This window comes from Pseudomonas sp. SAR267, assembly GCF_052077595.1.
Lineage (GTDB): Bacteria > Pseudomonadota > Gammaproteobacteria > Pseudomonadales > Pseudomonadaceae > Aquipseudomonas > Aquipseudomonas vlassakiae.
Map to the genome: position 1 here is coordinate 1,305,837 of NZ_JBQIHU010000001.1, position 24,391 is coordinate 1,330,227.

The 24,391-nt window shown below is 61.1% G+C and carries 12 protein-coding genes and 5 tRNA genes; 5 read left to right on the plus strand and 12 right to left on the minus strand.

Annotated features, from left to right (window positions below):
• Nucleotides 1-18 precede the first annotated feature (18 nt).
• Genes ACTORR_RS06420 through ACTORR_RS06440 form a run of 5 tightly spaced genes read right to left on the minus strand, consistent with a single transcriptional unit; the run spans nucleotide 19 to nucleotide 10,126 of the window.
• Nucleotides 19-525 carry a hypothetical protein gene (locus tag ACTORR_RS06420; RefSeq protein ID WP_313364598.1) on the minus strand — a complete coding sequence of 169 codons (507 nt, stop codon included), beginning with the start codon at nucleotides 523-525 and terminating at the stop codon, nucleotides 19-21.
• The gene (locus tag ACTORR_RS06425; RefSeq protein WP_313364597.1) at nucleotides 525-3,410 is read right to left on the minus strand and encodes a hypothetical protein; all 2,886 of its coding nucleotides are present in this window, start codon (nucleotides 3,408-3,410) and stop codon (nucleotides 525-527) included. The genes ACTORR_RS06420 and ACTORR_RS06425 overlap by 1 nt, the downstream gene beginning before the upstream one ends.
• Nucleotides 3,411-3,414: 4 nt before the next feature.
• Nucleotides 3,415-5,841: a hypothetical protein gene (locus ACTORR_RS06430; RefSeq protein ID WP_313364596.1), complete on the minus strand. Its 2,427-nt coding sequence runs from the start codon at nucleotides 5,839-5,841 to the stop codon at nucleotides 3,415-3,417.
• Nucleotides 5,842-5,891: 50 nt separating this feature from the next.
• Nucleotides 5,892-8,318 carry a hypothetical protein gene (locus tag ACTORR_RS06435; protein WP_313364595.1) on the minus strand — a complete coding sequence of 809 codons (2,427 nt, stop codon included), beginning with the start codon at nucleotides 8,316-8,318 and terminating at the stop codon, nucleotides 5,892-5,894.
• Between the two features lie 26 nt (nucleotides 8,319-8,344).
• Nucleotides 8,345-10,126, minus strand: a complete 1,782-nt coding sequence (locus ACTORR_RS06440) for a hypothetical protein (protein ID WP_099814808.1) — start codon at nucleotides 10,124-10,126, stop codon at nucleotides 8,345-8,347.
• A gap of 603 nt (nucleotides 10,127-10,729) precedes the next feature.
• Here ACTORR_RS06440 and ACTORR_RS06445 point away from each other — a divergent pair.
• The 4 genes from ACTORR_RS06445 (at nucleotide 10,730) to ACTORR_RS06460 (ending at nucleotide 21,109) form a co-directional block, all read left to right on the plus strand.
• Nucleotides 10,730-15,124 carry an RHS repeat-associated core domain-containing protein gene (locus tag ACTORR_RS06445; protein ID WP_313364594.1) on the plus strand — a complete coding sequence of 1,465 codons (4,395 nt, stop codon included), beginning with the start codon at nucleotides 10,730-10,732 and terminating at the stop codon, nucleotides 15,122-15,124.
• 76 nt (nucleotides 15,125-15,200) lie between these two features.
• Nucleotides 15,201-17,198 carry a hypothetical protein gene (locus ACTORR_RS06450; protein ID WP_099814807.1) on the plus strand — a complete coding sequence of 666 codons (1,998 nt, stop codon included), beginning with the start codon at nucleotides 15,201-15,203 and terminating at the stop codon, nucleotides 17,196-17,198.
• Between the two features lie 188 nt (nucleotides 17,199-17,386).
• Complete coding sequence (locus ACTORR_RS06455; protein ID WP_099814806.1) at nucleotides 17,387-19,555, plus strand: autotransporter outer membrane beta-barrel domain-containing protein; 2,169 nt, start codon at nucleotides 17,387-17,389, stop codon at nucleotides 19,553-19,555.
• 60 nt (nucleotides 19,556-19,615) lie between these two features.
• Entirely contained in the window at nucleotides 19,616-21,109 is a 1,494-nt protein-coding gene (locus ACTORR_RS06460) for a hypothetical protein (RefSeq protein ID WP_256587405.1), read from the plus strand.
• Nucleotides 21,110-21,169: 60 nt separating this feature from the next.
• On the opposite strand, the gene ACTORR_RS06465 is transcribed toward ACTORR_RS06460, so the two are convergent.
• The 5 genes from ACTORR_RS06465 to ACTORR_RS06485 all read right to left on the minus strand — a co-directional run bounded on the left by ACTORR_RS06465 (nucleotide 21,170) and on the right by ACTORR_RS06485 (nucleotide 21,732).
• A tRNA-Gly gene (locus ACTORR_RS06465) sits at nucleotides 21,170-21,245 on the minus strand.
• 86 nt (nucleotides 21,246-21,331) lie between these two features.
• Nucleotides 21,332-21,407, minus strand: a tRNA-Gly gene (locus tag ACTORR_RS06470).
• A 3-nt stretch (nucleotides 21,408-21,410) separates the two neighbouring features.
• Nucleotides 21,411-21,486 (minus strand) — tRNA-Glu (locus ACTORR_RS06475).
• Between the two features lie 92 nt (nucleotides 21,487-21,578).
• A tRNA-Gly gene (locus tag ACTORR_RS06480) sits at nucleotides 21,579-21,654 on the minus strand.
• A gap of 2 nt (nucleotides 21,655-21,656) precedes the next feature.
• Nucleotides 21,657-21,732: transfer RNA gene (locus ACTORR_RS06485), tRNA-Glu, on the minus strand.
• A 267-nt stretch (nucleotides 21,733-21,999) separates the two neighbouring features.
• On the opposite strand from ACTORR_RS06485, the gene ACTORR_RS06490 reads away from it, so the two are divergent.
• Nucleotides 22,000-22,767 (plus strand): hypothetical protein, encoded by a 768-nt coding sequence (locus ACTORR_RS06490; protein ID WP_099814693.1) that lies wholly within the window; start codon nucleotides 22,000-22,002, stop codon nucleotides 22,765-22,767.
• A 154-nt stretch (nucleotides 22,768-22,921) separates the two neighbouring features.
• On the opposite strand, the gene ACTORR_RS06495 is transcribed toward ACTORR_RS06490, so the two are convergent.
• Both ACTORR_RS06495 and ACTORR_RS06500 read right to left on the minus strand, forming a co-directional pair.
• Nucleotides 22,922-23,404: a GAF domain-containing protein gene (locus ACTORR_RS06495; protein ID WP_099814694.1), complete on the minus strand. Its 483-nt coding sequence runs from the start codon at nucleotides 23,402-23,404 to the stop codon at nucleotides 22,922-22,924.
• A 2-nt stretch (nucleotides 23,405-23,406) separates the two neighbouring features.
• Nucleotides 23,407-24,294 carry an ATP-binding protein gene (locus tag ACTORR_RS06500; RefSeq protein WP_099814695.1) on the minus strand — a complete coding sequence of 296 codons (888 nt, stop codon included), beginning with the start codon at nucleotides 24,292-24,294 and terminating at the stop codon, nucleotides 23,407-23,409.
• Nucleotides 24,295-24,391 lie beyond the last annotated feature (97 nt).

A 24,391-nucleotide genomic window follows, 5' to 3' on the forward strand; every position in this document is an offset into this window, starting at 1 on the left:
TCACTTACAAGTGTTGGCTCAACGCTCTGGTGGGAAGATTTCGGTGCATGAGAGCTTCCCTTCGATATTGCCGTGATGGTATTCCGAACGGATGACCTCCACACCCGGCGCGACGATGTCTCCTTCTTCCCTGTTTCTCAGGTCTCGAATGTCCAGCCAGACCGAAGTCGTCGGCTGTTTGATGGCACGTACCCGGAATAACCAGTCTCCACCCCAGCATTTGAACTCCGAGCTCAGATCGATGAGCGTGGAGCTGGCCACATCCTCAAGCTTGAAAAACGTCACGACGTCGTTGCCACAGCCAGCGGTAGACATTTTGGTCTTCTTGCGCGACTCGCCCACCGCGCCGACGCTGACCGAACACTGATTGCCTCCCGGGTGCTGAGGGCCGTCCATCCTCTGGGCAAACTTGACAAGCCCCGAGTTGGCTACCTTTACAGAATCGCTCGAGGGCGCCTGCGCCGTGCCACAGCCTGCCAGCAACGCCATCAGCAGCAGGCTCGTCACACCCTTGATACTCTTCATCACTCAGCTCCTTCGAGGCGGTTGGTCAAGCGGATGACATTGCTTTGCCCGGACGGGCGGCTCGGCACACTGTGTACCAGCACGTTGCGATCACCGATGATGCTGCGTGGCAGGTAGTCGAGTTGTACAACGTGCTCGTTACCCTTCGAATCGCGTAGCCTCACGCGCAATGGTTTGCTCATTTTCGCGTACTCATCAAGATCACGGACCGCGTCCAGCCTGCGGTCACGGTTGCGGAAGTTGGCAATAAGCAGCAGCCCGGCCTCGTACTGGCTGGTGATTGGAGTGGCGAAATCGTTGCGGCCAAGAACCTCTGCCATCCTGTCATCAAAAGAAATGTTCTTCGGCTCGGCTTGCCCGTGGTTCTGGAAGGCATAACCGGTGTAGCTGTGGTACACCTCGTTGCCATAGGTGCTCTCCCAGCGGACGATCGAGGTGTTCACATCGGCTTCCAGATCACCTTCGTGCGCCGTGACGAAGTCGGCGGTGTAGAACGTGCCTGCGCGGTAGTCCAGCAACCAGTAGTCGGTCGTTACGGGATGCAGGTCGAAGTCAGGGCTTTCCGGATCCACACTGCCCTCATCTTCGCCGCCACCGTCCACGCGCTTGCGCACGAGTGTGTAGTCGGAAGACTTGTAGGGCTCCGGTGTCAATACCCGTACCTCGATGGTGCTGTTGAGCCCCCTGGAGAAGTCGGTGGAGTAGTGCCACACATCGGAATCCGACTTGAAGCCGGCATAGAAGACCGTGGAGCCGGAAGCGCCCCGTCGATGCAAGTAGAAGATCTGGCGGATGGTGCGGTCTTCATCCCCGTGAGGCGCTGCCGCCTCGCCCACCACGGGCTGGCTATCGTTAGCCAGCACGAAACGGTTCTTCACCCGGCTGGTACGCCATGCGGGGCCTTCGTCCTCGGCAATCCCCTCCTCGCTGTCGGCCAGGCTGGCGATGACTTGCCCCGAGCGATCGTACAGCGCCAGGGTGGCGATCTCGTCGATGCTCAATTTGTAATCCTTGCCGTCCACGGCCTGGGTTTGCACCGTGATTTCCACCTCCAGCTGCTGGTAGCCACTGGAAGCGACGTTGCCAACGGTACCTGAGCCGCTCTTGCCCACGGTAATGGTGAACAGGCTCAACGCCTTCCAGGTGTCGTTTTCTGCCAGGTCGGTCTGCTTGAGCACGCTATAGCCCGAGGCGAACACGACCCCGTTGTGCACGACTTCGCAAGCCACCACATTGCTCTGCGGTTGCTGTTGTGCCGAGGCCTGGAACAGGCCGGAGGGGGTCACGCTGCCGGCCCCCGCGAGCATGCGCCAGCGCCTGGCCTGATTCGGCATGATGCGGTTGACTTCGCTCAGCTGCGTGGTCCTGCCATGGCCGAGCCTGGGCATGAAGGGTGGCTCGAGCGGTAGCAGAGGCTCACCGTTGACCATGATCAGTGCGGCGTTACGTTGCTCGCCGGCGCTGGCCTGCACCTGCTGTACTGCCAACAGACGCCGCTGGGTCTGGCGATACGGCACGAACCTGGCGCTCTTGTCGCCGAGTATTGCAAGCTCACCCAGCCGTGGCTCCAGCAGCTCGAAGCTCGCGGCCTTGGGGCCAGCATTCCACACATCCAGCCCCTGTTCCTGCTGGGGGCGGAAAGCGCCAGCGCTGGGCGTGACCAGCAGATGCTCGGCGCACACCAGCAAGCGGGCTGCAGCGCGGTAGGTCTGCCCTGCTTCCTCGCGTTCGGCGGTAACGATGGCGGTGATCAGTTCATTGCCCATGTCGGCGATGGCAGGGGCCTGGTACAAGCCCCTGGCATCGATGACGCCGTGGCCGGCCTCGGTATGGCTTTGCGGGCTCAACGCTCGCCAGCTGACACCCGTGGTCACTGGCTGGCCAAACCCGTCGCGCAGGGTGAACTGCTGCCGCTCCCCAGCCACGATCACCGCACCCAGCGCAGGCTCCAGGGTCAGCTGGGTGCGCAGCGGGTCGATGTTGCCGAACAGTGCCCGGTCCCGCGGTGTATGGTCTTCGCGTTTCACAAAGGCGTTGAGCTCAGGGAACAGCAAGCGGGCCAGCAGCTCCAGCCCCTGGTCAGATGCGTGGTGGAGCAGGTTTTCGTTCAGCACCAGCGTCGCGGAATAGTCGCCATCGGGTATCAGGTAAGGGTAGTTGCTGCCAGGACGCATGCCTTCGCGGGCATTTGCCCGCAGCTGTATGAACACCAGCACTGCGCCGTCACCATGGTTCAAGGCCCCAAGTACTCGTGCTCCAGGCGCCGCCTGGGTGCGGATGATGAAGCGCGTCGGCGCCAAGGGGTCGTAGCCGGAAAAGTCCACAGTTCCCAGTTCGAATACCGCATATCGAGCCGGCAGCGCGTGTATCCAGTCCTGCAATGCCGCCGTCAGCAAGGCGTTCAGGTCAGGCGTGTTTTCGAACAGGTTGCTGGTAATGGTTGCCGCATGGGACAGGTTGAGGCTGACCCGGCCGTAGCGACTGACCTCCCCTACCACCACCTCCAGGTCGACTTCCAGTTGCACCCACAACCCCAGCGCCTCGGTCACCACGGTGCTGCTGATCAGTGTTCCGAGCGTGTCGAGGGTGCCGCTGACGATGTTCATGGTCAGGGTGGCCCTGGAGTTCTCCATCGAGGCGCTACTGAACGACAACAGCGGCGCGCCGAACTCCAGGCGTTGCACCCTCACCCTTTGGCCCACGGCCTGACCGGCCAGCACCTCGGAGAACGGCGGAAGGTAGCTGTTATCCTCCAGCCGAGCCAGATATTGCTGCTCGAGCAAACGGTTGAGGCGGCTGCGGCTATAGGCTGCGACGGCCCCCCAGCCTTCGGTCACCGAACCTTTGCTCATGCGTTCAAGCAATTGCTTCATGGAATTGGACATGGCATCACTCTCCCGAAGTTTCTGGTTTGCCGAACCGCAGGCCGGCGGGTTGCGCCAAGCGGCGCATGGCATCAGCATGCAAGGCCAAGGGCAGTGGCAGTACCAGGTGGCCCTCGAAAAGTAGCTCGAGGTCAAGGATCTCCAGCCTGGCCATGACCAGCACGAAGCCCGGGCCTGCATCGCCTGGCGGTGTGTAGTGACCGGTGTCAGGGTCAATGCTGCCGCTGTCAGCCACAGGTGTGGACCAGCGAACCCCCTTGACGACATTGCCTGCGACCCGCCCCTGGAACTGCAAGCTGCCATCGGGTAACTGCTCGGCAACCTCCACCACCATCTCGGGCCGCCGCTGGCGAACCAGCATGTGCACCGTGCGTGGCTCACCGGCACCGGGGCTTTGCACGAGCACCTGATCCAGCACATAGGTCCGGTTGTCTTCTACCGGGCTACCGGCGATGTAGGTGCAACGCAATCCATCCGCCTCAGGGCGGACGGTGCCGCGCCCCTCTGCGTCGGGGTCGGCCAGCGACCATTGCAGATCACCGGCGGTGGTACCGGCCGTCAGGGACAGCTCATCGCCGACGTAGCAGACCCGGATCAAAGGGTTTACCGTCAGTGCGGCGAGGGTTACGGTGAGCAGCTTCGAGCTGCGCAACCCGCTGTCACGCCCCGTGGCCACGATCAGCAATCGCGCCGGCTGCCCCCCCATGGCATGGGCCGGGGGTGCCCGATATTCACCGCTGCTTTCATCGATCCGGCCAAAATCGCCGAGGTTGCCTGGCAGCGGTTCCACCGTCCAGCTCACCGCTTCCCCTGCCGGTTCGACAGTGAAGGTATGACGCTGCGCGGCCGCCAGCACATGCGGGGCATCAGCGATTCGCCAGTCGGCAGTTCCACCGCCGTTGGCGAACAGCGCCACGCCATGGGGCATCTCGAAAGCTGTGTGCTCAAGGCTCGCAGCCCCAGCCAGTGACAGTTTTTCGAGCACCTGCTCGGGTACCAGGGCACTGAGCTTGCGAGCCAGGCCTTCCAGCACCGCCTGCTTGATCAGATACGCGACAAAGGCGCATATCTCCTGCTTCTCCAGCTCGCTCAAGCCCTCCGGCAAGCCGCTTACCGGCTGCACTTCTGCTGTTTGCTGCCAGGGCCACAGCACCTGACCCAGCAACAGGCAACCGGCGCTTTCTTCGGGCGTAGGCTCGACCAGGTGGAACAGTGTCGTGAGGTCGAACTGGAAGGTTGCCGACAACTCTTGCCAGCCGTTGCTTTTTCGCGGTTTGAAGCTGAACGACAGGGTGCAGAAAGAGGCCCAGTGCTGACGTACCTGATCGTCCTCGAACGCTACGGTCAATGGCTTCGCGATACTCGACAGTGCATCCTGGCCGTCCTGCCCGGCAGCCTTCAGGGCAAGGGCGCAGCAGACAGGGCAGTGCCGGTTGAGCTCTGCGTCATCCAGGCCGGCAAACGGCAGTGGCCCGGCCGCTACCGGTATGACGAACGCCTCGGATCTGAATTCGTATTCGCTGCTCTGGTATTCGCTGGGCAGGCTGCGCAGTTGCCCTGCCTTCGCGTCCATGCGCAGCAACACCTGATCATCGTCGTAAACCGCGTCGAAGGCCCCTTCTTCGAGCATCTGTTCCAGCCCGGTAGCGTAGGCAGCGCGGTGCAGCAGCCGCGATGACAGTAAAAGGGTCGTCGCAGCGGGCTGCTGCAGGTCATCGGGCAGCAGGAACGGGTAGCTGGACTCCTCCCCGGGGAAGTCACCGATCGCGCCATGCTTCAGGCCGGCGAACACCACCAGCGCCGGTTTGCCGTTCGCCTTGCTGACATGGGTGCGTAGCGCACTGTAGCGAATGCCAAGGAACGGGTTGCCCGCCAGTGCGCTGAAGTCCACCAGGGGGAAAACGCGCCTGGCTGGGACCACACCGTTGAGAAAGCGCTGGAAGAACTGCCCCGCCGCCTGGCGCTGCGCAAGCCCTCCACCGAGATCGAGTTCGGTTTCCGAAGCGTTTTTCAGGTCGGCTCTCACGCCTTCGGCATCCGCTGTCAGCGGCAGCTCCTGATGCACCCACAACGGGTCCAGCGGGTCATGCAGCGCCAGGCCTACCAAGCCTTCCGTCTTGTCCATGATCAGGTGCGTGCCACCCTCCAGGGCGATCGCGTGGCGCACCTTGTCAGACGCATACTCCGCAGTCAGCCCTTGCAGCTGCGGCGGTCCCATGCGGTACCCAGACAGCAGGTGGACGACCTCGGTACCGGGTACCGGTACCTCGCCTTCAAGGTCGCCGATGGTGCTGCCCTCACGGCTGAAATGCCCCAGCAGCAGCAAACGGTTGAGAAACTCGGGGGCCATCGCCAGGGTGAGGTCCCAGTTCAGGTGGCTTGGGTTTTGTTTCATCCAGGCCAGTAAGGCTGAAAGTTGGTTGCTAGACATGATATGAACCTGCTCCGGCTGATAAGTGGCGTCACGTGCTGTCTTGCAGTTCAGCGCTTGCGCAGCCATCGTTGCGCAGCGTCCTGGAGGGTTTGGTAGGTGTCCGCGTTCTGATCCAGCGGCAGCGGCAACACGATGAAACCCTCGAACTCCAGGCCAAAATCAGCCAGTTCCCAGAAGGCCCGGACCACACTGAAATGCGCAGCACTCGAATCGCTCGCCTGGTAATAGGGCTCGCCATCGGCGTCCCTGCCAATGGACCCGGGGCCGTGGACCACAGTCAGTTCAGGGATCTGTTGCTTGCTACCCGCGGTGATCGTCAGCCACACCCGCCGCAGCGCCGCATCCTGCCGAGCGATGACCACGTCAGCAGGGCGCGCGAGCGTCATTTCGGTCACTATGCAGAGGGTTCGGCGTTCATCGGTTGGGCTGCTGACTTCGACTTCCTCGACCAGGAACGATCGACCTGCGATATTTTCCCCAGGGATATAGCGGTTCGACTCCCCTGTTTCGAGTGCCAGGCGGCCATGAGCCTGGGCACCGAGAATGCGCCAGCGCAGCTCGCCGCCGCCGACGAACCCAGCCTTCAGGTCGACCCCTTCATCGCCGACCTGGCACACCTGCACAAGCGGGCTCAGCGACAGTGCATTCTTCACCACGCTGATGAGGGCGGAACTGCTGTAGCCATTGCTGGCCGTGGCGGTAACGCGCACTCGGGTGAACTCACCGGCGATGCCGCCGGCACCCGGGGCCAGGTACAAGCCTGGGGTGGTACGGTCGAAGTTGCCCGGATCGTCGTCCGAACCGTCCACGGCTTCGCATGTCCACGCCACATCCTGTTGCAGCGGCTGAGTGGTGAATTGCAACCTGCTGCCTTGGGTGATGACGGTTTCAAGCGGGGTGACGGTGAAACTGGTCAGGCGTGGGCTGACCTTGCCGAAGCTGGCGATGTCGCGTGGCAGGTGAACGTCGTCCTCGACGATGGCACCGCCGAAGTTGAGTTTTATGGTTTCCGTCACTACGTGCTCAAGCTGCACATTGGTTGACATTTGCCGTGTCAGTCTTCTTTTCAACCTGTCAACCAGAGCACCCCGAACCATATCGCTAGCGGCACTCGCCAAGGTTGAGTGAATATGGTGATGAATGGGATTGGCGGGCTGTTCAGCATCGAGAGGGCCATGAAAATCGTTCAGCCAATAGTCGATATCAATATCATCTCCTTCAAGTACAAAGCCCCTTGAATAAGCGTAGCGCCACCCTGCGCGTATTTGGCACCGGCATTTAGCCTGATAGGATCCACGGTACGCTAAAGTATCTACCTCCAAGTCTGAAGTTTGTTCAACAATTGTCACAAAAAAGCCGATATCAAACACACCATCGTAATTTAACTGAATGCCTTCAGCGGTGGCGGAAATATACAAGCCTTGATCAACACCCGCGAGCGGCACATCGAAAAAATCGATATTCATGCTGCCAAACACATGAAAACCACCGCGCTCATTTATCTCGCGCTCGAAATAACTAGACCCGAAGCCCATTAGCAGGTGTCCGGCAATGGCCTTCACACGCCACTCTTCTCCCTGTTGGCTTACCTGAAAGAGTTCGTCAGTCATATCGAGTTCGGTCAATGCACGGATCAGTGCGGCGGCAGCAACCCGCTTGCGTTCAAATAGCACTGTCGCTGAATGATCCTCCGGGCCATCGGGAATCAGGTAACGATAAGCAGGCCCTGGCAGTGACACATCACCATTGCTGCCAATCATCTGTACCAGCCCTATCACGGCGCCATCCACATCGTTCTGATCGCCTTCCGCCATTGGCGAAAAGCTCGCCGACGGGTTGCGCTGGGTGCGCAGGAAGAAGGACTCGGGCCGCAACAAGTCATCGTCACCCGGCTCGATTCGTCCCAGCGACCACACGCGTTGCTCATCTGGCAATGCCATGAAGATTTCCTTGAAGAATTCCCCCCCCAATTGCCGAATGCGGTTGGACTGGGCAAACGTCAGCACGAAGTCATCACTGTTGCTCAAGTCCAAGATGACATGACCGCCTTCATCCACATATCCGGGCACCGCACCCAACTCAAGCCGCAGGCGCAACTCCGGCCCTGTCAACGGGCCGATGCGGTCCATCCGCCGCGGGTACCAGTGTTCGCCCGCTTGCTTCAGGTCCACCTGGTTGCCGCCAACGATTTTCATGCGCAGGCTGGCTCTGGAGTCGGTGATGTCGGCATTGTCGAAAGACAACCGTGGGTGGTCCAGAACGAAGCCCTGCATGTGAATCTTGTAGTTGTTGTCCGGCGCGGTTTCACCGCTGACGGGCGGCAAGTAAGACGCCGTGCTGAAGCGCCGGATATACTCTTGGGTCAACAAGGTGTCGGTTTTCGTCTTGTCGATGGCAAATACCGAGTCGAACCCCAACAGGCGGTTGTCGGCACTCAACCAGAACAGTAATTCTGCTTTTGAATTGCTGGTCATGGATTTCTCCTGCATTGCAGAATGCGTTAGGCAATCAATGTGACGTCGGCTGAGCGGAACGGCCGCCAGGTCTTCCCTTCATCGAAACTGGCCTCGACCGACACCCGGAAGGCACGATTGAGCGCCAAGCGTTCAAGAAACGCCCTGGGTAAGTACTCTTCGATACCGTCGTAGTACTCATCCAAGGTCACTTCGGTTTCGCGGGTGCGGATGGTGTGCTGATCACTGCCGCCGCCCTTGAGCTCACCCTCCACAACCATGCCCAGCCACTGCCCTTGTGCAATGAATGGCCAGGGACCCAGCTCGCACAGGCAGCCCGCGGCGGGAACGCCCTTGAGCGACAACTGCTGATTTTCGACGCCATCGAGCTGGACGATCGGATAGCTCTGCGTCTCGTAGTCCGCCACCTCCAGGTCGAACTTTTCCGAGGGCTGGGGCATCTGGCCAGGCTTGGTCACCGAGTAGTACACCCAGAGGCGGTGGCCCAGGTTGGCCGCAATGGCGCTGCGCGGGACGGTGAACTGTCGGGGGCTGGCGCCGTCCGGGTGCTTGATGACTACGTTCCCGGAGCTGCCATGGCCTTCCCAGTGCACCCACACTTCACCCTCGTCGATCACCGCCTCGCTGGGCACCGTGACCACCGCGCCCTGCTGCAGGTTCTGTGGATGAACGGTGCCTTGGTGCGGCTCGTCACCTTCCTGCGGGCGGGCATCCTTGATGTTCGGCAAGGGCAGGAACAATGGCCGCTGCAGGGCCAGGGCCAGCGCCGCCGAGCGCTTCTGCGCGCCCGGCCTGCCGAACTGATAGCTGAACTCGACGTGCTGGCCGCGGTTGATGTCGCTCTGCAACCAGATGCGGTCGAGGTGAAACGCCAACCGGCCACTGTCGAGCACCGTCACGTCAGTGCGCAGTGGCCGCAGCGTCAGGGCCGGGCCTTCAGCGTAAAGGGTCAGTGCATCGCCCAGCGCCAGCTGCGCATAGGGGTCTGCCAGCAACCAGACACCGTCGCGATACGCGTCGTCATCGGGGTCGAGTACGCTGCCTGAATGCCCTGGGATGACCGGCGCTTCCAGCAGCGGCGTGGTAACCGGCTCTTCCCAGACGATGTCGAACCGCTGGCTGGGTGAACGGCTGCTGCCGCCGGCTGCATATTCGATGCTGTAGTCGAGAAAACCGAAGCCATCGAAGTACATGACAAAATCGTTGGAGTCGAGGCGCCACGACAGCGGCATGCCAATTTCGCTGGCAAGTACCTCGTGCTCCAGTTTCACCTCGGAACCGGCGAAGTCTTCATCGAACCAGGGGCGCCAATTGAGGGTCAGCACGTCACCCTGGGCCATTGCCGCATAGGGCAATGTCACCACCCCAACGCCGGTGGATGGCACCTGCGCGGCATCGATGATCAGGTCATGCGCCCCGCTCAACAAGGCAACGGCGGGCAGTTCGCTGGTTTCGGGCGGCCGCTGGACGTAGAAAAAGCGGCGCTTGAATTCGATCGAGATCGGCTCATCGTTTTCGTCCAACTGCTGATACGAATAGAACACCGTGCCTTCGCGCAGTGCCTGCAGCTGAAAGTTGCGTATCTCCAGCAGGAAGCGTTGCTGATCATCGAGCTCGCCCACGCTGATATTGCCAAAAACATCGACCGCGCTGCCGTCCGCAGCGCAGCCACGCCAGTTGATCAGTATCCGATCTTCTTTTGCGATACCTGGATAGGTGATCCAAGTTTTCAGATCCTCGTCCCCGAGTGCATCCACATCCACTGAGTTAGTTCGGGGGTCGAGGTGATCAACTTCTGGAATATCCATCGGCAGCCTCCATCGCAGCGCCTGTCATTGCGACGAAGTTATAACCCTGCCGGGCAACCGGCGCACCTGACAAAAATGCCAGGTGCTAACCGCTTGCAGATTGCGTACGGTATTCACGAGTTCGCCCAATTCAAGCCGCCAGCAGAACGCTTGTTCACCTTGATGCACCCCCAAGAGGCCATCGCAATGAGCTCGGAATCTTCCGTACATTCAAACGCGCTTAACTTCATGAGTTTCATGCAAAACGGGGTGGATAGCCGCACAGGGCAATACACAGTGACGATCAAGTTACCCGACCTGGCGGCAAACTTGTGGCTTGGCCCGGACATTGAATTAAGTTTGAGTTTCAACCCACTGAACACAATCGATTCCGGCTGGGGCAAAGGCTGGAACTTGTCCCTGACGCAATATACCGAACACAATCAGATCCTCACTACATACACCGGCGAGGCATTCAAAGTGACCGGCAGTACGGGTGATCGTTATTCCTTTCAAGAGCAGAAACTGAGTCATTTCCACTTGTACCGGGAACCTCCTGGGGAGGGCGGAGCGCCCCGCTACCGCGTGGTACATCGCTCAGGGATGGTGGAGATTCTGCAGACAATGGGCAGTGCCCGGGGCACGATTGCTCTGCCGGTAGAAATCTATTCGCCGCAGGGGCACAAACTGAACCTGAGTTACAAGCAATTCAACGCCGAATACATGATGCTCGGCGCTATCCGTGATGGCCGCGGCGAGCTGCTGCTGGAAGTTGAGCGTGAGGACGGGTTCATCGAAATCCGCGAGCGGCCCTACCTGGGCGGCGACGGCAAGCCGGTGGCGCTTTACGTGATGACCCTGCAGGACGTCGACAACCGGGTCGCTTCCTTCAGCCTGCCCACTGCGGAACAGGCCAGCTGGCGCTTCGACTACAAGGTAGTGCTCGAACACCTGTGCATCACCGAGGTCCGCACGCCCACCGGCGCACGAGAGTACCTGCAGTACAACGACGGCGGCCATCTGTTCCCGAGCGGCGAGCGCAAACCCTTGCCCAGGGTGACCCGGCACATCGTCGAACCAGGCCTGCAACAGCCCGCGTTCCAGACCAACTACAGCTATCCGCAGAACAGCAACTTCCTGGGGTTTGGCACTCGTGTCGGTTGGTCGGACGACGGTTTGGACAATCTCTACAAGCACACCGGGGACTACGAGTACCAGACTGTCCAGGAACTGTGCGACAGCGACAACGCACGCCTGCAGTGCATCACCCGCACGTTCAACCGGTTCCACTTGCCGACATTGGTACGAACCGAGCGCGGCACCAGCGTCCATGAGGTAATTACCCGTTACGAGATCACGGACAACGTGCCATTTGCACAACAGGTCAGCACCTGCCAATTGCCGATCAAGCAACAGACCCGCTGGAGCATGGACGGCCATACGCCCAGCAATCGCCTGGAAACCGCCGAAACCAAATACGACAGCTTTGGTAACCCGATCGAACGCACACAGCCCAACGGAGTGGTCGAGCGGATGACCTGGTACGGCAGCGAAGCCGAAGAGGGGTACCCCGGCGACCCCTACGGCTTTGTCCGGCACATGAAGAGCAAGACCGTCATCCCCTCGACCGCGGGCGAGGCCTCAGCCCCGACCCTGGTGCGCCAGTACCGTTACCGTGCCCTGCCGACGCTGGCCGGCAACGACACCAAACTCAGGCACTGGCCTGTGGAGCACAGCGAAACCCTGCTGCATGAAGGCCAGGTGCTTGAGCAGACCATCAGCAGCCATGTCGATGCACCCAGGTCCGGATTGCTGCATGGTCGCCTTTACCAACAGATACACAAACTGGGCACACTGGAAACCACGACCCAATATCAGTTCCGGGTCATGGCCGACCCCATCAGCGAGCAGCCAGTGCTGCAGACCACCACCACCATCCATGGCTACGATGGAACCCTGCGCTCGAGCCTGATGCAACGCTCGCTACTGTTGGGCGAAACCGTGTTCGAGGAGGACGAAAGTGGCGTGCAGACCCACCGTGAGCATGACGCTTTGCGTCGGGTCACCCGCGAGCGGGTCGCGCCAGGTACCTCTTTCGAGGCCAGCCGTCGCTATGTCTATGAGCTCTGCGCCGCAGATGGCGACATCGCCCGCCAGCATGCGACCAATGCCAGAGGGGTCACCACCCGCACCGAAGTGGACGGCCTGGGCAGGGTCACCTTTGAGGCGCGGGACAATATCCACGAACAGCGCCCTACCCTGTTCTTCGAAACCTTGGCGACGCGCTATGACGCACAAGGCCAGCGCGACAGTGAGACGCGCACCGACTGGTTGCAGGGTGAGCGCTACCTGACCCTCGTCAACCGCTATCAATACGACGGCTGGGGCGAACTGCGCTGCACCATCGACCCTGACGGTGTCGAGCACCATGACGAGCTCGACCCCATCGGCGTCCCGGGCCACGATGGCCCTGTTCGCCGCAGCTGGCGTGAGGGCGGTACGTTGCAGGCACGGGTGACCAGTGGCAAGTCCGAAACCTGGCTCAACCTTTTCGAAAAACCAGCCAAGGTCAAACGCCTCACTCCCCTCGGCGAACTGCTTGGGGAGGTCAGCTACCTGTACGACGGCCTCGGGCGCACGGTCAGCGAAACCAACGAACGCCGCCATACCACCACATTCGCCTACGACCCATGGGGCCGCATGCTCAGCACTCGCCTGGCGGACGACACCTTGCTCACACGCACCTACGCGGCGCACTCCACCGAGGAGCTGCCCGCCAGCGTGACAGTGACGCCGGCCAACACCGAGTTGCCCGCCCAGGAGGTCGGCGCGCAGTACCATGACGGGCTGGACCGGCTGATGGGCGCCACCACTGGCGGGCGCACCGAGTACTTCCACTTCGAGGCAGGCGCGCCACACCCGCTGCGGCGTGTTACCCCCGCTGGCGACACCATCAAGCTGACCTATACGCCTGCGCTGAACGATGAGCCCATCAGTAGTATCGCGCCGGACGATCCGGCCAATTTCGATTACCACCCCACCAGCGCCCGCCTGCTGAGCACCTGCAACCCACAGGGCACGCGACGCTTCGATTACAACCTCGCCAACCAGCTGACAGCTGAACACTGGGACGATGCTGGCAACCAGACTTTCAGCAGAACCCACGTCAGCACGGTGTTCGACAGGCTGAAGAGCACGCACGAAGACGCCGGTGTCTACACCGTTCACGACTACGACACCCACGGGCGCCTGGAAACCACCGAGCAAGGCCAGCTCAAGGCACGAATTCACTACGATGCCCTCGGCCGCGTGTCGAAGCTGGACAGTACCGACCTGGCAAGCGGCACTCTTCTGGAAGCCCTCATCGAATACGATGATCAGGACCGTGAGTGCAGGAAGACCTGGCGCCAGGATGGCCAGGCCGAGCGCATCCTGGAACAGCGCTGGGGGGAAGACGACCTCCTGCAATGGCGAAAGCTGACCCAGGGAGGGGCAACGTTGCTCGAGGAAACCTTCGAATACGACCTGCGCGGTCGTCTGACCAAGCACGTGTGCGAAGGCCCCGAGCGGCCAGTGGATGCCCTTGGTCGCCGCCTCGCCACGCAGACCATCGGGTTTGATGCCTATGACAGCATAAGCTTGACCGTCACCAGCTTCGAAGGCGGGCCGCGCCCGGAGCGTGCCAAGTACGTCTACGCCGACCAGGATCCCTGCCAGTTAGTGCGCATCGAGTACACACCAAAGCGCAGCGAGCCGGACCCGACGTTCACCTACGATGCCAATGGCAACCTGACCCGTGACGAGCAGGGCCGGGTATTGCGCTACGACAGCCAGAACCGCCTGACGGGCATCGAAGGCAGCGCCATCAGCTACCGCTATGACGCCGACGGACAACTGGTTGCCAGCACCTCTGCCAACGGGCCGCAGACGCTGTTCCTGCGCGACGGGCTGCAACTGCGCCAAGCAGTACATGATGGGGTGAAAACCCTCTATCTGCACCACGGCGACCAGCCGCTGGGCCAGCAGCAAAGCGGCAGCGGTGCACAGGTGCCGCTGCTGCTGCACACCGGCACCTGCTACAACGTGATTGCCGAAACCCAGGCGGGAAGCTTGCGCACCCGCCACTACACCGCCTACGGCGAAGGCTACAGCGAGCAGCCGCTGCACAGTGCCCTGGGCTATACCGGCGAAGCGCTGGACGCCGGCACTGGCTGGTATCTGCTGGGCAATGGCTACCGCGCGTTCAACCCGGTGCTGATGCGCTTTCACAGCCCTGACGCCCTTAGCCCGTTCGCCGAGGGCGGACTGAACTGTTACGGCTACTGCCAAGGCAACCCGGTGACCTTCCGCGACCCGACCGGGCATTACAGCAGCGGGTACAGCGGTACCAGCCGCAGCCTGGAAGACATCGAGACAAACCGGGTATCACCCCGCGTGGAGCTGGGGGTGATGGGCTGGATTGGCATGGGCTTCGGCTTCCTCTTCGCCGCGATCGCATCGGTGGCGGCTGTGGTGATCACGGGCGGCGTTGCAGCACCGGCGGTAGCCGCCGCCTGGACAGCCGCCGGCGGTGGGCTGGCGGGGACCGGAGCGGCAGTTGCAGCCGGCGCCGGGGCCATTGCCAGCGTATCGATCGCCACCGGTATCAAGCTCGCCGGCAGCATCGTCGGGGCAGCATTGTCGGTCGCCGGTACGGCAGTGCAGACCGAGGGGGTGCTCTCGGGGAATGAAGAGCGCAGCAACATCGGCGCGATCCTGAACTATGCGGCGGTCGTTGCCGGGCTGGGTGCAGGGGCCTTGGGCTATGTGGCAGGTTCGGCGTCGAAAATGCTATCACGCGCCACCTACTCCGTACTTGAGAACGCCATGAATCCAATTGGGCCGCGAATCAGGCCGCCCGTACCTCCGAAACCTACCTCCGCCCCTACCGCCGGCAATAGCTTATGGCGCCCCTCCTGGCTGTACTCGGGGCAAGTTCGAAAGAACATACCGAAATTCAGACAGGACATTCGACGCTGACCATACCCAGCCAATTACCTATGGCACCACTGCGCACCATCACCCATCGCTGATGTCACCCATGCGGAGAGTCACCATGAACACATCACCCTCCACCCCCCAACAGACCCGTGCCATCAGCGCCCGGCGCAAACACCTCAACTTGCAGGATGCGCCCCTCTCGCCGGCGCTGGTGGACCTGACCAAACCCGACGTCGATGGCATCGTCGATCGCACTGACGGCACGTTGCACAAGGACTGCCTGAAGGCCGACCTGATACTCAAGATCCCCGCATGGCCGGAATTACAAACTGAACCAGATGACTATTCGACTGTGCAGCTGCAGTTCACCCTGACAGGTGCCGAAGACAACTATACGGCGATTGGGCCTACCCACCGCTATGATGGGCCGCTCGAGGCTAGTGATTTCCCCCTCCTCCTCCCATTTCCCCAGGCTTCATTGCCACGCAACGGCAAACTCTGGGTCCGCTACGAGCTGGAGGATCACAGAGGGGAGCTTTACGACTCCACGCCACTCGAACTGATCTGCGATAGCGTCGCACCTTGGGGTGACGAGCCTGCCCCTCCGCTGAACACGCCCCCCGGCGTTATCAACGACGCTTACCTGACTGGTAACAACGGGATCGAGCTGGATATCCCCGACTACGTAGATCGTGCGGCAGGTGACACCTACCAAGTCTTCTACCTCAAGAACTGGTCTGAAGATGACACCGACTACGAGAACCCCAGCGCTGTCGGCCCTGTCCCTGACAACCTGAAGATCAAGATACCGGATACTGTTGTTCGTCCCCTGGGCGACGGCCGCTTCTACATCGTCTACTACCTGTTCGACAAGGCGCAGAACCGCAGCCGCATCCGCTTGCCGGCGACGGTGGATGTCGTACTCACGCCGGAACCGGCTGCGCTGCTACCACCCAGCGTCCCCCAGGCCGAAACGGATGGTGTGGTGAACCTGGCGGATGCACAGGTAGGCGTGCATGTGCATATCCTGGAGTACGCCAACCATCGCCCCGAAGACACGATCGTGGTCACCTGGGGCAGCACCCCCCTGATGCAGGAACAAGTGGGGTCACGCGGATTCCCGATCCGGATCCTGGTGCCGAGCGATATTCTGCAAGACGAGTACGGTACTGCCACCGGACGCAAGTCAACCAGCATCAGCTACCAGGTACTGCGCGGGCAAGCGCCCTATGGGCCGGCGCAACGGGACGTCGACGTCGACTTTTCTGTTGTCGGCCCAGTACGCCCCAACCCTGACACCGACTGGCCGGACCCGGTCAATGCCAAGATTTTCGCCCCGGTGATCACCAGCCATACCGGTGTCGTTGACCAAATTACCACCCCAGACCGGGGTGAAAACGCTTCCCTGACGTTCGACGTATTCGAAGGCGCCGTAGACGGGCAAGTGGTGGACTTCTACTGGAATAGCACTCTTTTGCCATATGCACGCTGGGTGGTCGATCAGGCACCCGGTACGCCAAAGACCGTAACCGTTCTTTGGCAGACCATCCAGGACGGGGGCGATAACCTGGCGTTGCCCGTGTATTACACGGTGCGTGCCAGCGAGGATCCCAATGACAACGCACAGCAGTCAATTACCAAGCATATTAAGGTGGAGGTGGTCGACAAGACGCCGGATGACCTTGAGTTCCTTGGCATTAACTCCCGAGGGTGGCTGAGTTGCGCTTCGATCTGGGACCCCGACGACCCAACCGCCCTTCCCGCAATAAGAATTCAGGTTCCCCCTTGCCACCGCCTCAATGTCCAGCCAGGTGCAACGATGACCTTGACCTGGGAGGTATATGACCAGGAGGTGGGCGGAAACCTGATCACGACGGTGACGAAAACCGAGTCGGTTTTGTTAGATGCGGAGCAAATCAACAACGGCTTCGTCTGGAGAGTACAGCCATACGAAGACCATATCCGGCCAATCTATGACGTCGCTCCATCACGTGGCCGTGCCGAAGTGAGCTATGTCATCGACACCCCGTCGCTCATCTCCAATACGACAGCAAACAAGATCAGCATTGCCGACCAAGGTACTGGCAGCTCATGCGATTTGAACAGACCTTGAACGCGCCCCGGCCGCAGCTAACGGGCAAAGCTGCGGCCGGCGAGCCCTGAAGGAACAATCCGGTATTTTGTTGGGATTTTTCCTACATTTTTCGCGGTCTCGTCCGAATAGCCTTGGGGCATCAAGACCAATCTCTCAACCAAAAGGGAATGGTCCTACAGAAAATTGCTACTTCAATGGTGCCCCTAATGTCAACTCGCCTCCTCCATACCCTTCGCCAATTCACGCACCCCGCTCGACTGGTGCTGCTGGGCCCGCTGTTGTTCGCCGGCCCCGCCTTGGCTGAAACGCTCATCGACAGCGACACCGCACTCGATGCCAGTAGCGCACTGGACAGCTACCGTGTGACCAACCAAGCGACGCTCTCCGCCTCCGGTGCCACGACCTTGCAGATCGCTGCTCGAGCCGGCTCCACGGTGAATCTTTCGGGTAGCCAGGTCACCGCCGAAAGCAATGCCGACGGTCTTACGCTCAACGGCGCCAACGCCAGCGTCGTAGGCTCTGTTATCCGTAGCAACGGGCGCGGCATGGCATTCAGCGCAGGCGCAACCGCCGCGATCAGCGACAGCCTGATCGAAGGCGGTGTGCTGGGCGCAACCATCAATGCCAGCAGCGCAGAACTGCAACGCACCACCCTGCGTGGCACCGGCGAGACCAGCGAAGGCGTGCGCATGGTGGCCGGCAGCCTGGCTGCAAGGGACGGCAGCACCATCAGCGGTGGCAGCTACGGCGTACGCATCATTGAAGACAACGGCCGCGGGTCGTCGCTGGTGGTAGACAACAGCCTGGTGGAAGGACGCAACGGGCCGGCGATCGCCGTCGGACGCGGTGCAGGTGCCGCATCAGCAAATATCGAGGTGCTCAATAACGCGAGCCTGAGCGGGGGTAACGGCGTACTGCTGGAAGTCGCTGACGATGCCGATGCCAACCTGCGAGTGAATGACAGTCACCTGGTCGGTGACATCGTCGTCGCCAGCGGGGGCACTGCCAACGTACTGCTGGAAAACCAGGCAACGCTAAAGGGGCGGCTGGAGAACGTTGCCGACCTGGGGATCAGCAGCGGTGCCGAGTGGATTCTGGTCGAGAACAGCCAGGTGGGCGACCTTCAGCTCGATGGCGGCGCGGTACGCTTCGGCGGCCCGGGTGAGTTCTTCAAGCTTTCCGTGGAAAACCTGGCAGGCAATGGCACCTTCATCATGGAGGCAGACTTCAGCACGTCGCACTCGGACTTCCTTGATGTCACGGGCAGCGCCAGCGGCGACCATCAGTTGCAGGTCAGCGCCAGTGGCAAGGACCCGCTCGCCGACAACAGCCTGCATGTGGTCCACACGGCGGCCGGCGATGCGCAATTTTCACTGCTGGGCGGCCCGGTAGACTTGGGCGCCTATTCATACGACCTGGTCCAGCGCGGCGACAATGACTGGTACCTGGATGCCACCACCCGCACCATCAGCCCCGGCACGCAAACGGTCATGGCCTTGGCCAATGTCGCGCCGACCATCTGGTATGGCGAGCTGGGAGTGTTGCGCAGCCGCATGGGCGACGTGCGCCGTAACCCCGGCAAGGCGGGTGGATGGGTGCGTACCTACGCCAACCAATTCAACGTGTCGACGGGTGCACCTTACCAACAGCAGCAGCAAGGCCTGTCGATAGGTGCCGACGCACCGCTGCCGATCGGCGATGGCAACTGGCTGCTCGGCATCACGGCCGGCTACAGCAACTCGGACCTGAACCTCGCACGCGGCTCATCAGCCAGCGTCGACAGCTACCACGCCGGGGTGTATGCCACCTGGCTCGATGCTGATAGCGGCTATTACATCGACACCGTGGCCCGTATCAACCAGTTGCGCAACAAGGCCGACGTTCGCCTGAGCGACGGCAGCAAGGCAAAGGGCGACTACAACAACCTCGGCGCCGGTGTATCGCTGGAAGTAGGCCGGCATCTGACCCTGGCCGATGACTGGTTCCTCGAACCGTTCGCGCAGTTGTCCGGGCTGGTGCTGCAAGGTAAGGACTACACCCTGGATAACGGCATGCGTGCCGAGAGTGAACGCACCCGCTCGCTGCTGGGCAAGGTAGGCACCACCATCGGGCGCAATTTCGCAGCCGGCGAGGGGCGCACCCTGCAGCCCTACCTGCGCGTTGCAGCGGCACATGAGTTCGCCAATGGCAACCAGGTGAAAGTCAACGACAACCGCTTCGCCAATGACCTGTCAGGGTCGCGTGGTGAAGTCGGTGTCGGTATGGCGGTTGCCTGGGACGACAAGTGGCAGGCACATGCCGACTTCGATTACAGCCATGGCAGCAAGATCGAACAGCCCTGGGGCGTCAACTTCGGAGTGCGTTACAACTGGTAAAACCGCGGGAAGGCCGAGTGCCTTCCCTTTTTCATTCAGCAGAAAGGGTGGAGAAGCAGGATGGCACACAGCAAACGCAGCGTTGAATTCAAAGCACCACGGCCAGAGCGCCCTGCTGAGGACGAGGGCCTGCTTGTCGAGCCGGATGTACCAGACCTCATACCCGATGTCGATGGCGCCATGCCCAACACTATTTCGTTCCGGGCAACGTATTTGCCTCTGCGAGTAGAATTCCACCCCTGGGCACCCTCCGAGCCAAGCGAAGAGGACAACGAGTTCCTTGACCTTTACTGGAACGGGGAGCTGGTCGAAAGGAAGACCTTCAACCAACCCGTGAAACCAGAAGAACTGTTCATTCTGGTCCCGGTGCGCTACTTGATCGAAGGCACGCACACCCTCCACTACGAGGTAACGATATTCAATGGCACAGAGGTCCCTTCCCGGCCTCTGAATGTCTACATCGACAAGACCCCCCCCATGCTGGACCCGGATGACGACCGCCTGGGGTTTCCTGACTACGTGATCGGCGAAGGCGTCACCGAAGAGTATCTCGATGCCAACGGCGACAAGGTCGTGGGAACTGTACCGTCCTTTCTGGGTGCTGAGCCCGGTGATGTGATCAAATGGTTCTGGAGCGACGACCCTGTCGGGATTCACCTGGTCGACATGCACACACTGACCCTGGACGATATCGAACTCTCTGGGGGCATCAGCAAACCGATCGAGCTGACATTCCCGGGTGATTTCATTCGTCAGTCCCAAGGCGGCCAGCGCTTCGCCCGTTACGAAGTGCAGGACCGGGCCGGCACGGCCGTACAGCGATCCCTGGCACGCACGCTGAATTCCGATCCATCCCCGCCACCTCGGGTACTGCCACCACCGTTTATCAGGGAGGCTACCGGGAGCGAGTATTTCAGCACACTGCTGCCGGCTGACGCCGTCGATGGGGTCACATTCGTCATACCGGACGGCGCGGATATACGTCCCAACGAAACCGTCACCGTGTACTGGGGGGAGCCTGGCACCCTCGGCGGCTACTCGACCAGCACGCCAATTGCACCCGGCGGGCGCGAATACCTCATCCCTGGCCAACATATTCCGCCCCACATGGAAAACCGCGCCGAGCTGCACTACCAAATCGACAAACCTGACATGCCGCCCTCACCGTCGCACTTTGTGACGGTACGCAAAATAGAAGGCCTGCCGATCGTGCAGTGCACAGACATCGTCAACGGAGCCCTGGAGCTGAACAGAATGGGCGACAGCGCCGCGTTCACATTGGCGGATTGGGCCTTCCGCGCCCCATCGCAGTTCGTCAACGCCTGGATCGAAGGCGTGGAGCGCGACAATATCGGTAGCCTCATCACGCTGCCCATCGCCACCGAGCTGCCTGTACCTTCCGGGTCGGGGGAGATGGTACTGGGTGAGGTTGCACGCACTGAGCTTTCGCGCCTGGCGCTCAACTACCAGTTCCGAGTTTCGGTGCAGGTGTCATTTGACGACAAGCAAACCTGGTTGAAATTCCCGGATGTGGCCGCCGTGCTGCAGGCCTAGGTCCCTCAGGAGCAGACAGCAAAAAAAAAACGCCACTCGAAGAGTGGCGTTTTTCATGTTTGGAGCGGGAAACGAGACTCGAACTCGCGACCCCGACCTTGGCAAGGTCGTGCTCTACCAACTGAGCTATTCCCGCAATTTGAAACTTTACTGCTAATCGGCGTGAGGCGCCCTGAAGACCCTCACCACCACTGCACCGTGCGAACGCCACAGTATTTAAACTGGAGCGGGAAACGAGACTCGAACTCGCGACCCCGACCTTGGCAAGGTCGTGCTCTACCAACTGAGCTATTCCCGCATTTGGCGTCCCCTAGGGGACTCGAACCCCTGTTACCGCCGTGAAAGGGCGGTGTCCTAGGCCACTAGACGAAGGGGACACACAACACTTTTCAGTGCACCAGTACATGAACCTCACGATTCAGACTGGATTTCTATTTCCTGCCCCGCCGTCAAGCGTTGCCGGAGAATCTGGAGCGGGAAACGAGACTCGAACTCGCGACCCCGACCTTGGCAAGGTCGTGCTCTACCAACTGAGCTATTCCCGCATTGGCGTCCCCTAGGGGACTCGAACCCCTGTTACCGCCGTGAAAGGGCGGTGTCCTAGGCCACTAGACGAAGGGGACACGCTGCTGGCATTGCTGCCTGCTTTCACTCCCTGCCGCGTTTCGCTGTGTGCTTTACGCTGCAAGTGGCGCGCATTCTAGGGAGGGTTGGAAGAGGCGTCAACCCCTTTGTAGAAATTTATTTAAATCAATGACTTCCGGGTTCGTTGGGGTGCAGATGTGGGCGGCGTGGTCGATATAGAGAAAGGGTTTGCCTGTGCTGCTATTCGCACCTTGGCAAACTCACTACACTCAAAGCTGTAATTCTTCTTCAATGAGGCGTTAACGGTGACACCACTTCTGATCACTCTGCTCATCGTGGCGGGTATCGCGTTGCTGATCGTGATCGGCTACCTCAACAACGTGGTCGAAAACAGCAAGCTTGAACGCGCCCGGCTGAAAGTCGAACTCGCCGACCGGGTGCGCCGCTGCGGCGAAATCACCGAGACCTTCCCGGGCCAGTTCATGACCCCGGCGCTCAAGCTGCTGCTGGCACGCCTGGAGCTGAACCTCAACCAGCGGCAACTGGCGCTGGACAAGCACAATGCGCAACTAAAGGCACGCATCGCCGAACTCGAAGGGCTGATTGCCCAAGGCGAGCGGATTCCGGTGAACAACCCGCCCTGCCCGATCCAGACCGAGGCCAAGGCCAAGGATGTGCGGTTCTTGCTAGAAGCCCTGCACACCCAGATCGTCAAAGGCACCCAGGAAAACGTCCTGCAGACCAACGAAGGCAAGCACTGGGTCAGGGAAATCCGCCACATGCTGGTGCTGCTGCACATAGAGTTCTTCAACAACCTTGGCCAGCAGGCCCTGCAGCAGGAGCAGCCCGGCCAGGCGCGCCTGGCTTTCGAACGCGGCGTGCAATACCTGCGCAAGCAGCCGGAACCGAAAGTGTATGAAGAGCAGCTGACCTATCTGGAGAAGCTGCTGGCGCGGGCCAATGCCCAGGTGCTGGACAAGATGGAGCCGGCGGAGAACGAGCAGAACGAACTGACCCAGGGGCTCAAGACCGATGACGAAGAGACCTGGAAGAAGCGCGTGATCTACGACTGATCTTCGAGTCTGCACCGGCCCTGTGGGAGCGGCCTTGTGTCGCGAAAGGGCCGCAACGCGGCCCCCGCAATTCTTGCTGCGAAGCTGAAACCCTCTGGGGCGCTTCGCACCCCTTTCGCGACACAAGACCGCTCCCACAGGGATTGGCGCAGGGTTAGCAGTCGGTCAACTGCAGAAAGATCGCCACCAACCTTTCCAGCCCTACCTGGTCTGCCTCACTGAAACGCGCCAGTTTCGGGCTATCCAGGTCCAGCACACCAATCAACCGCCCGTCCTTTACCAGCGGAATCACCAGCTCGCTGTTGGACGCGCTGTCACAAGCGATATGCCCAGGGAATGCATGCACATCCTCGACTCGCTGGGTCTGCCGGGTGGCTGCAGCCGCGCCGCACACACCTTTGCTGAACGGAATGCGCACACAGGCTACCTGGCCCTGGAACGGGCCGAGCACCAGCTGTTCGTTGCGGTTGAGGTAGAACCCCGCCCAGTTCAGGTCATCCACCTGGTGGTAGAGAAACGCCGAAAACTGCGCCGCATTGGCGATGAAGTCGCGCTCGTCGGCAAACAGCGCCTGTACTTGCGCGGCCAGCAGGTTGTAGCCGTCGAGGCCGGTGCTACTGGCATTGAGGTCGATCATGTTTACTTTTGCTCCAGCAATTGCAGCCCGACCCAGTAGCGGGCGAACTGATAGGCACAACGGCCATTACGGTTGCCGCGCCCGGTTGCCCAGCGCACGGCGAGAATGTCCAGGGCTTCGTCACGCTGCCAGGCCAGGCCTGCAGGGCGGGCCAACTGGCCGATCCAGTGCTCGACCACGTCGAGGAAGTGTTCCTGGCTGAACGGGTAGAACGACAGCCACAGGCCAAAACGGTCGGACAGGGCGATCTTGTCCTCCACCGCTTCGTTGGGGTGCAGCTCGCCGTCGACCATCTTCCAGTTTTCGTTGTCGCTCTGTTTTTCCGGCACCAGGTGGCGGCGGTTGGACGTCGCGTACAGCAGCACGTTGTCCGGGGCCTGCTCCAGCGAGCCATCGAGCACGCTTTTGAGCACCCGGTAGTCGCCCTCCCCGGCTTCGAACGAGAGGTCATCGCAGAACAGGATGAAGCGTTGCGGCAGCTTCTGCAGCTGCTCGACGACACGCGGCAGGTCGGCCAGGTGGTCGCGCTCGATCTCGATCAGGCGCAGCCCTGCACCCGCATGCTCGGCCAGCAGGGCACGTACCAGCGACGACTTGCCGGTGCCACGCGAACCCCACAGCAGGGCGTGGTTGGCCGGCATGCCATTGATGAACTGGTGGGTGTTGCGGCCCAACTGATCACGTTGCTTGTCGACACCGATCAGGTCGCTCAGGCGGATGTCCAGGCTGACTTCCAGCGGCATCAGGTAGCCCGTGCGGCCGTCGCGCTGCCAGCGTGCAGCCAGGGTGGTGCTCCAGTCGATGTGCGGGCGCGGCGCCGGCAACAAAGGTTCGAGACGCGCCAGCACCGATTCGGCACGTTCCAGGAAAGCATTCAAGCGAGCGTCCATGACGACTCCTACGGATTTCAGTTTTTTTGGGGCCGCAAAGCGGCCCCCGCTTGGCGATTAACTGAAATGAAAAGACAGACCCGCCAGCAGCCGGGGC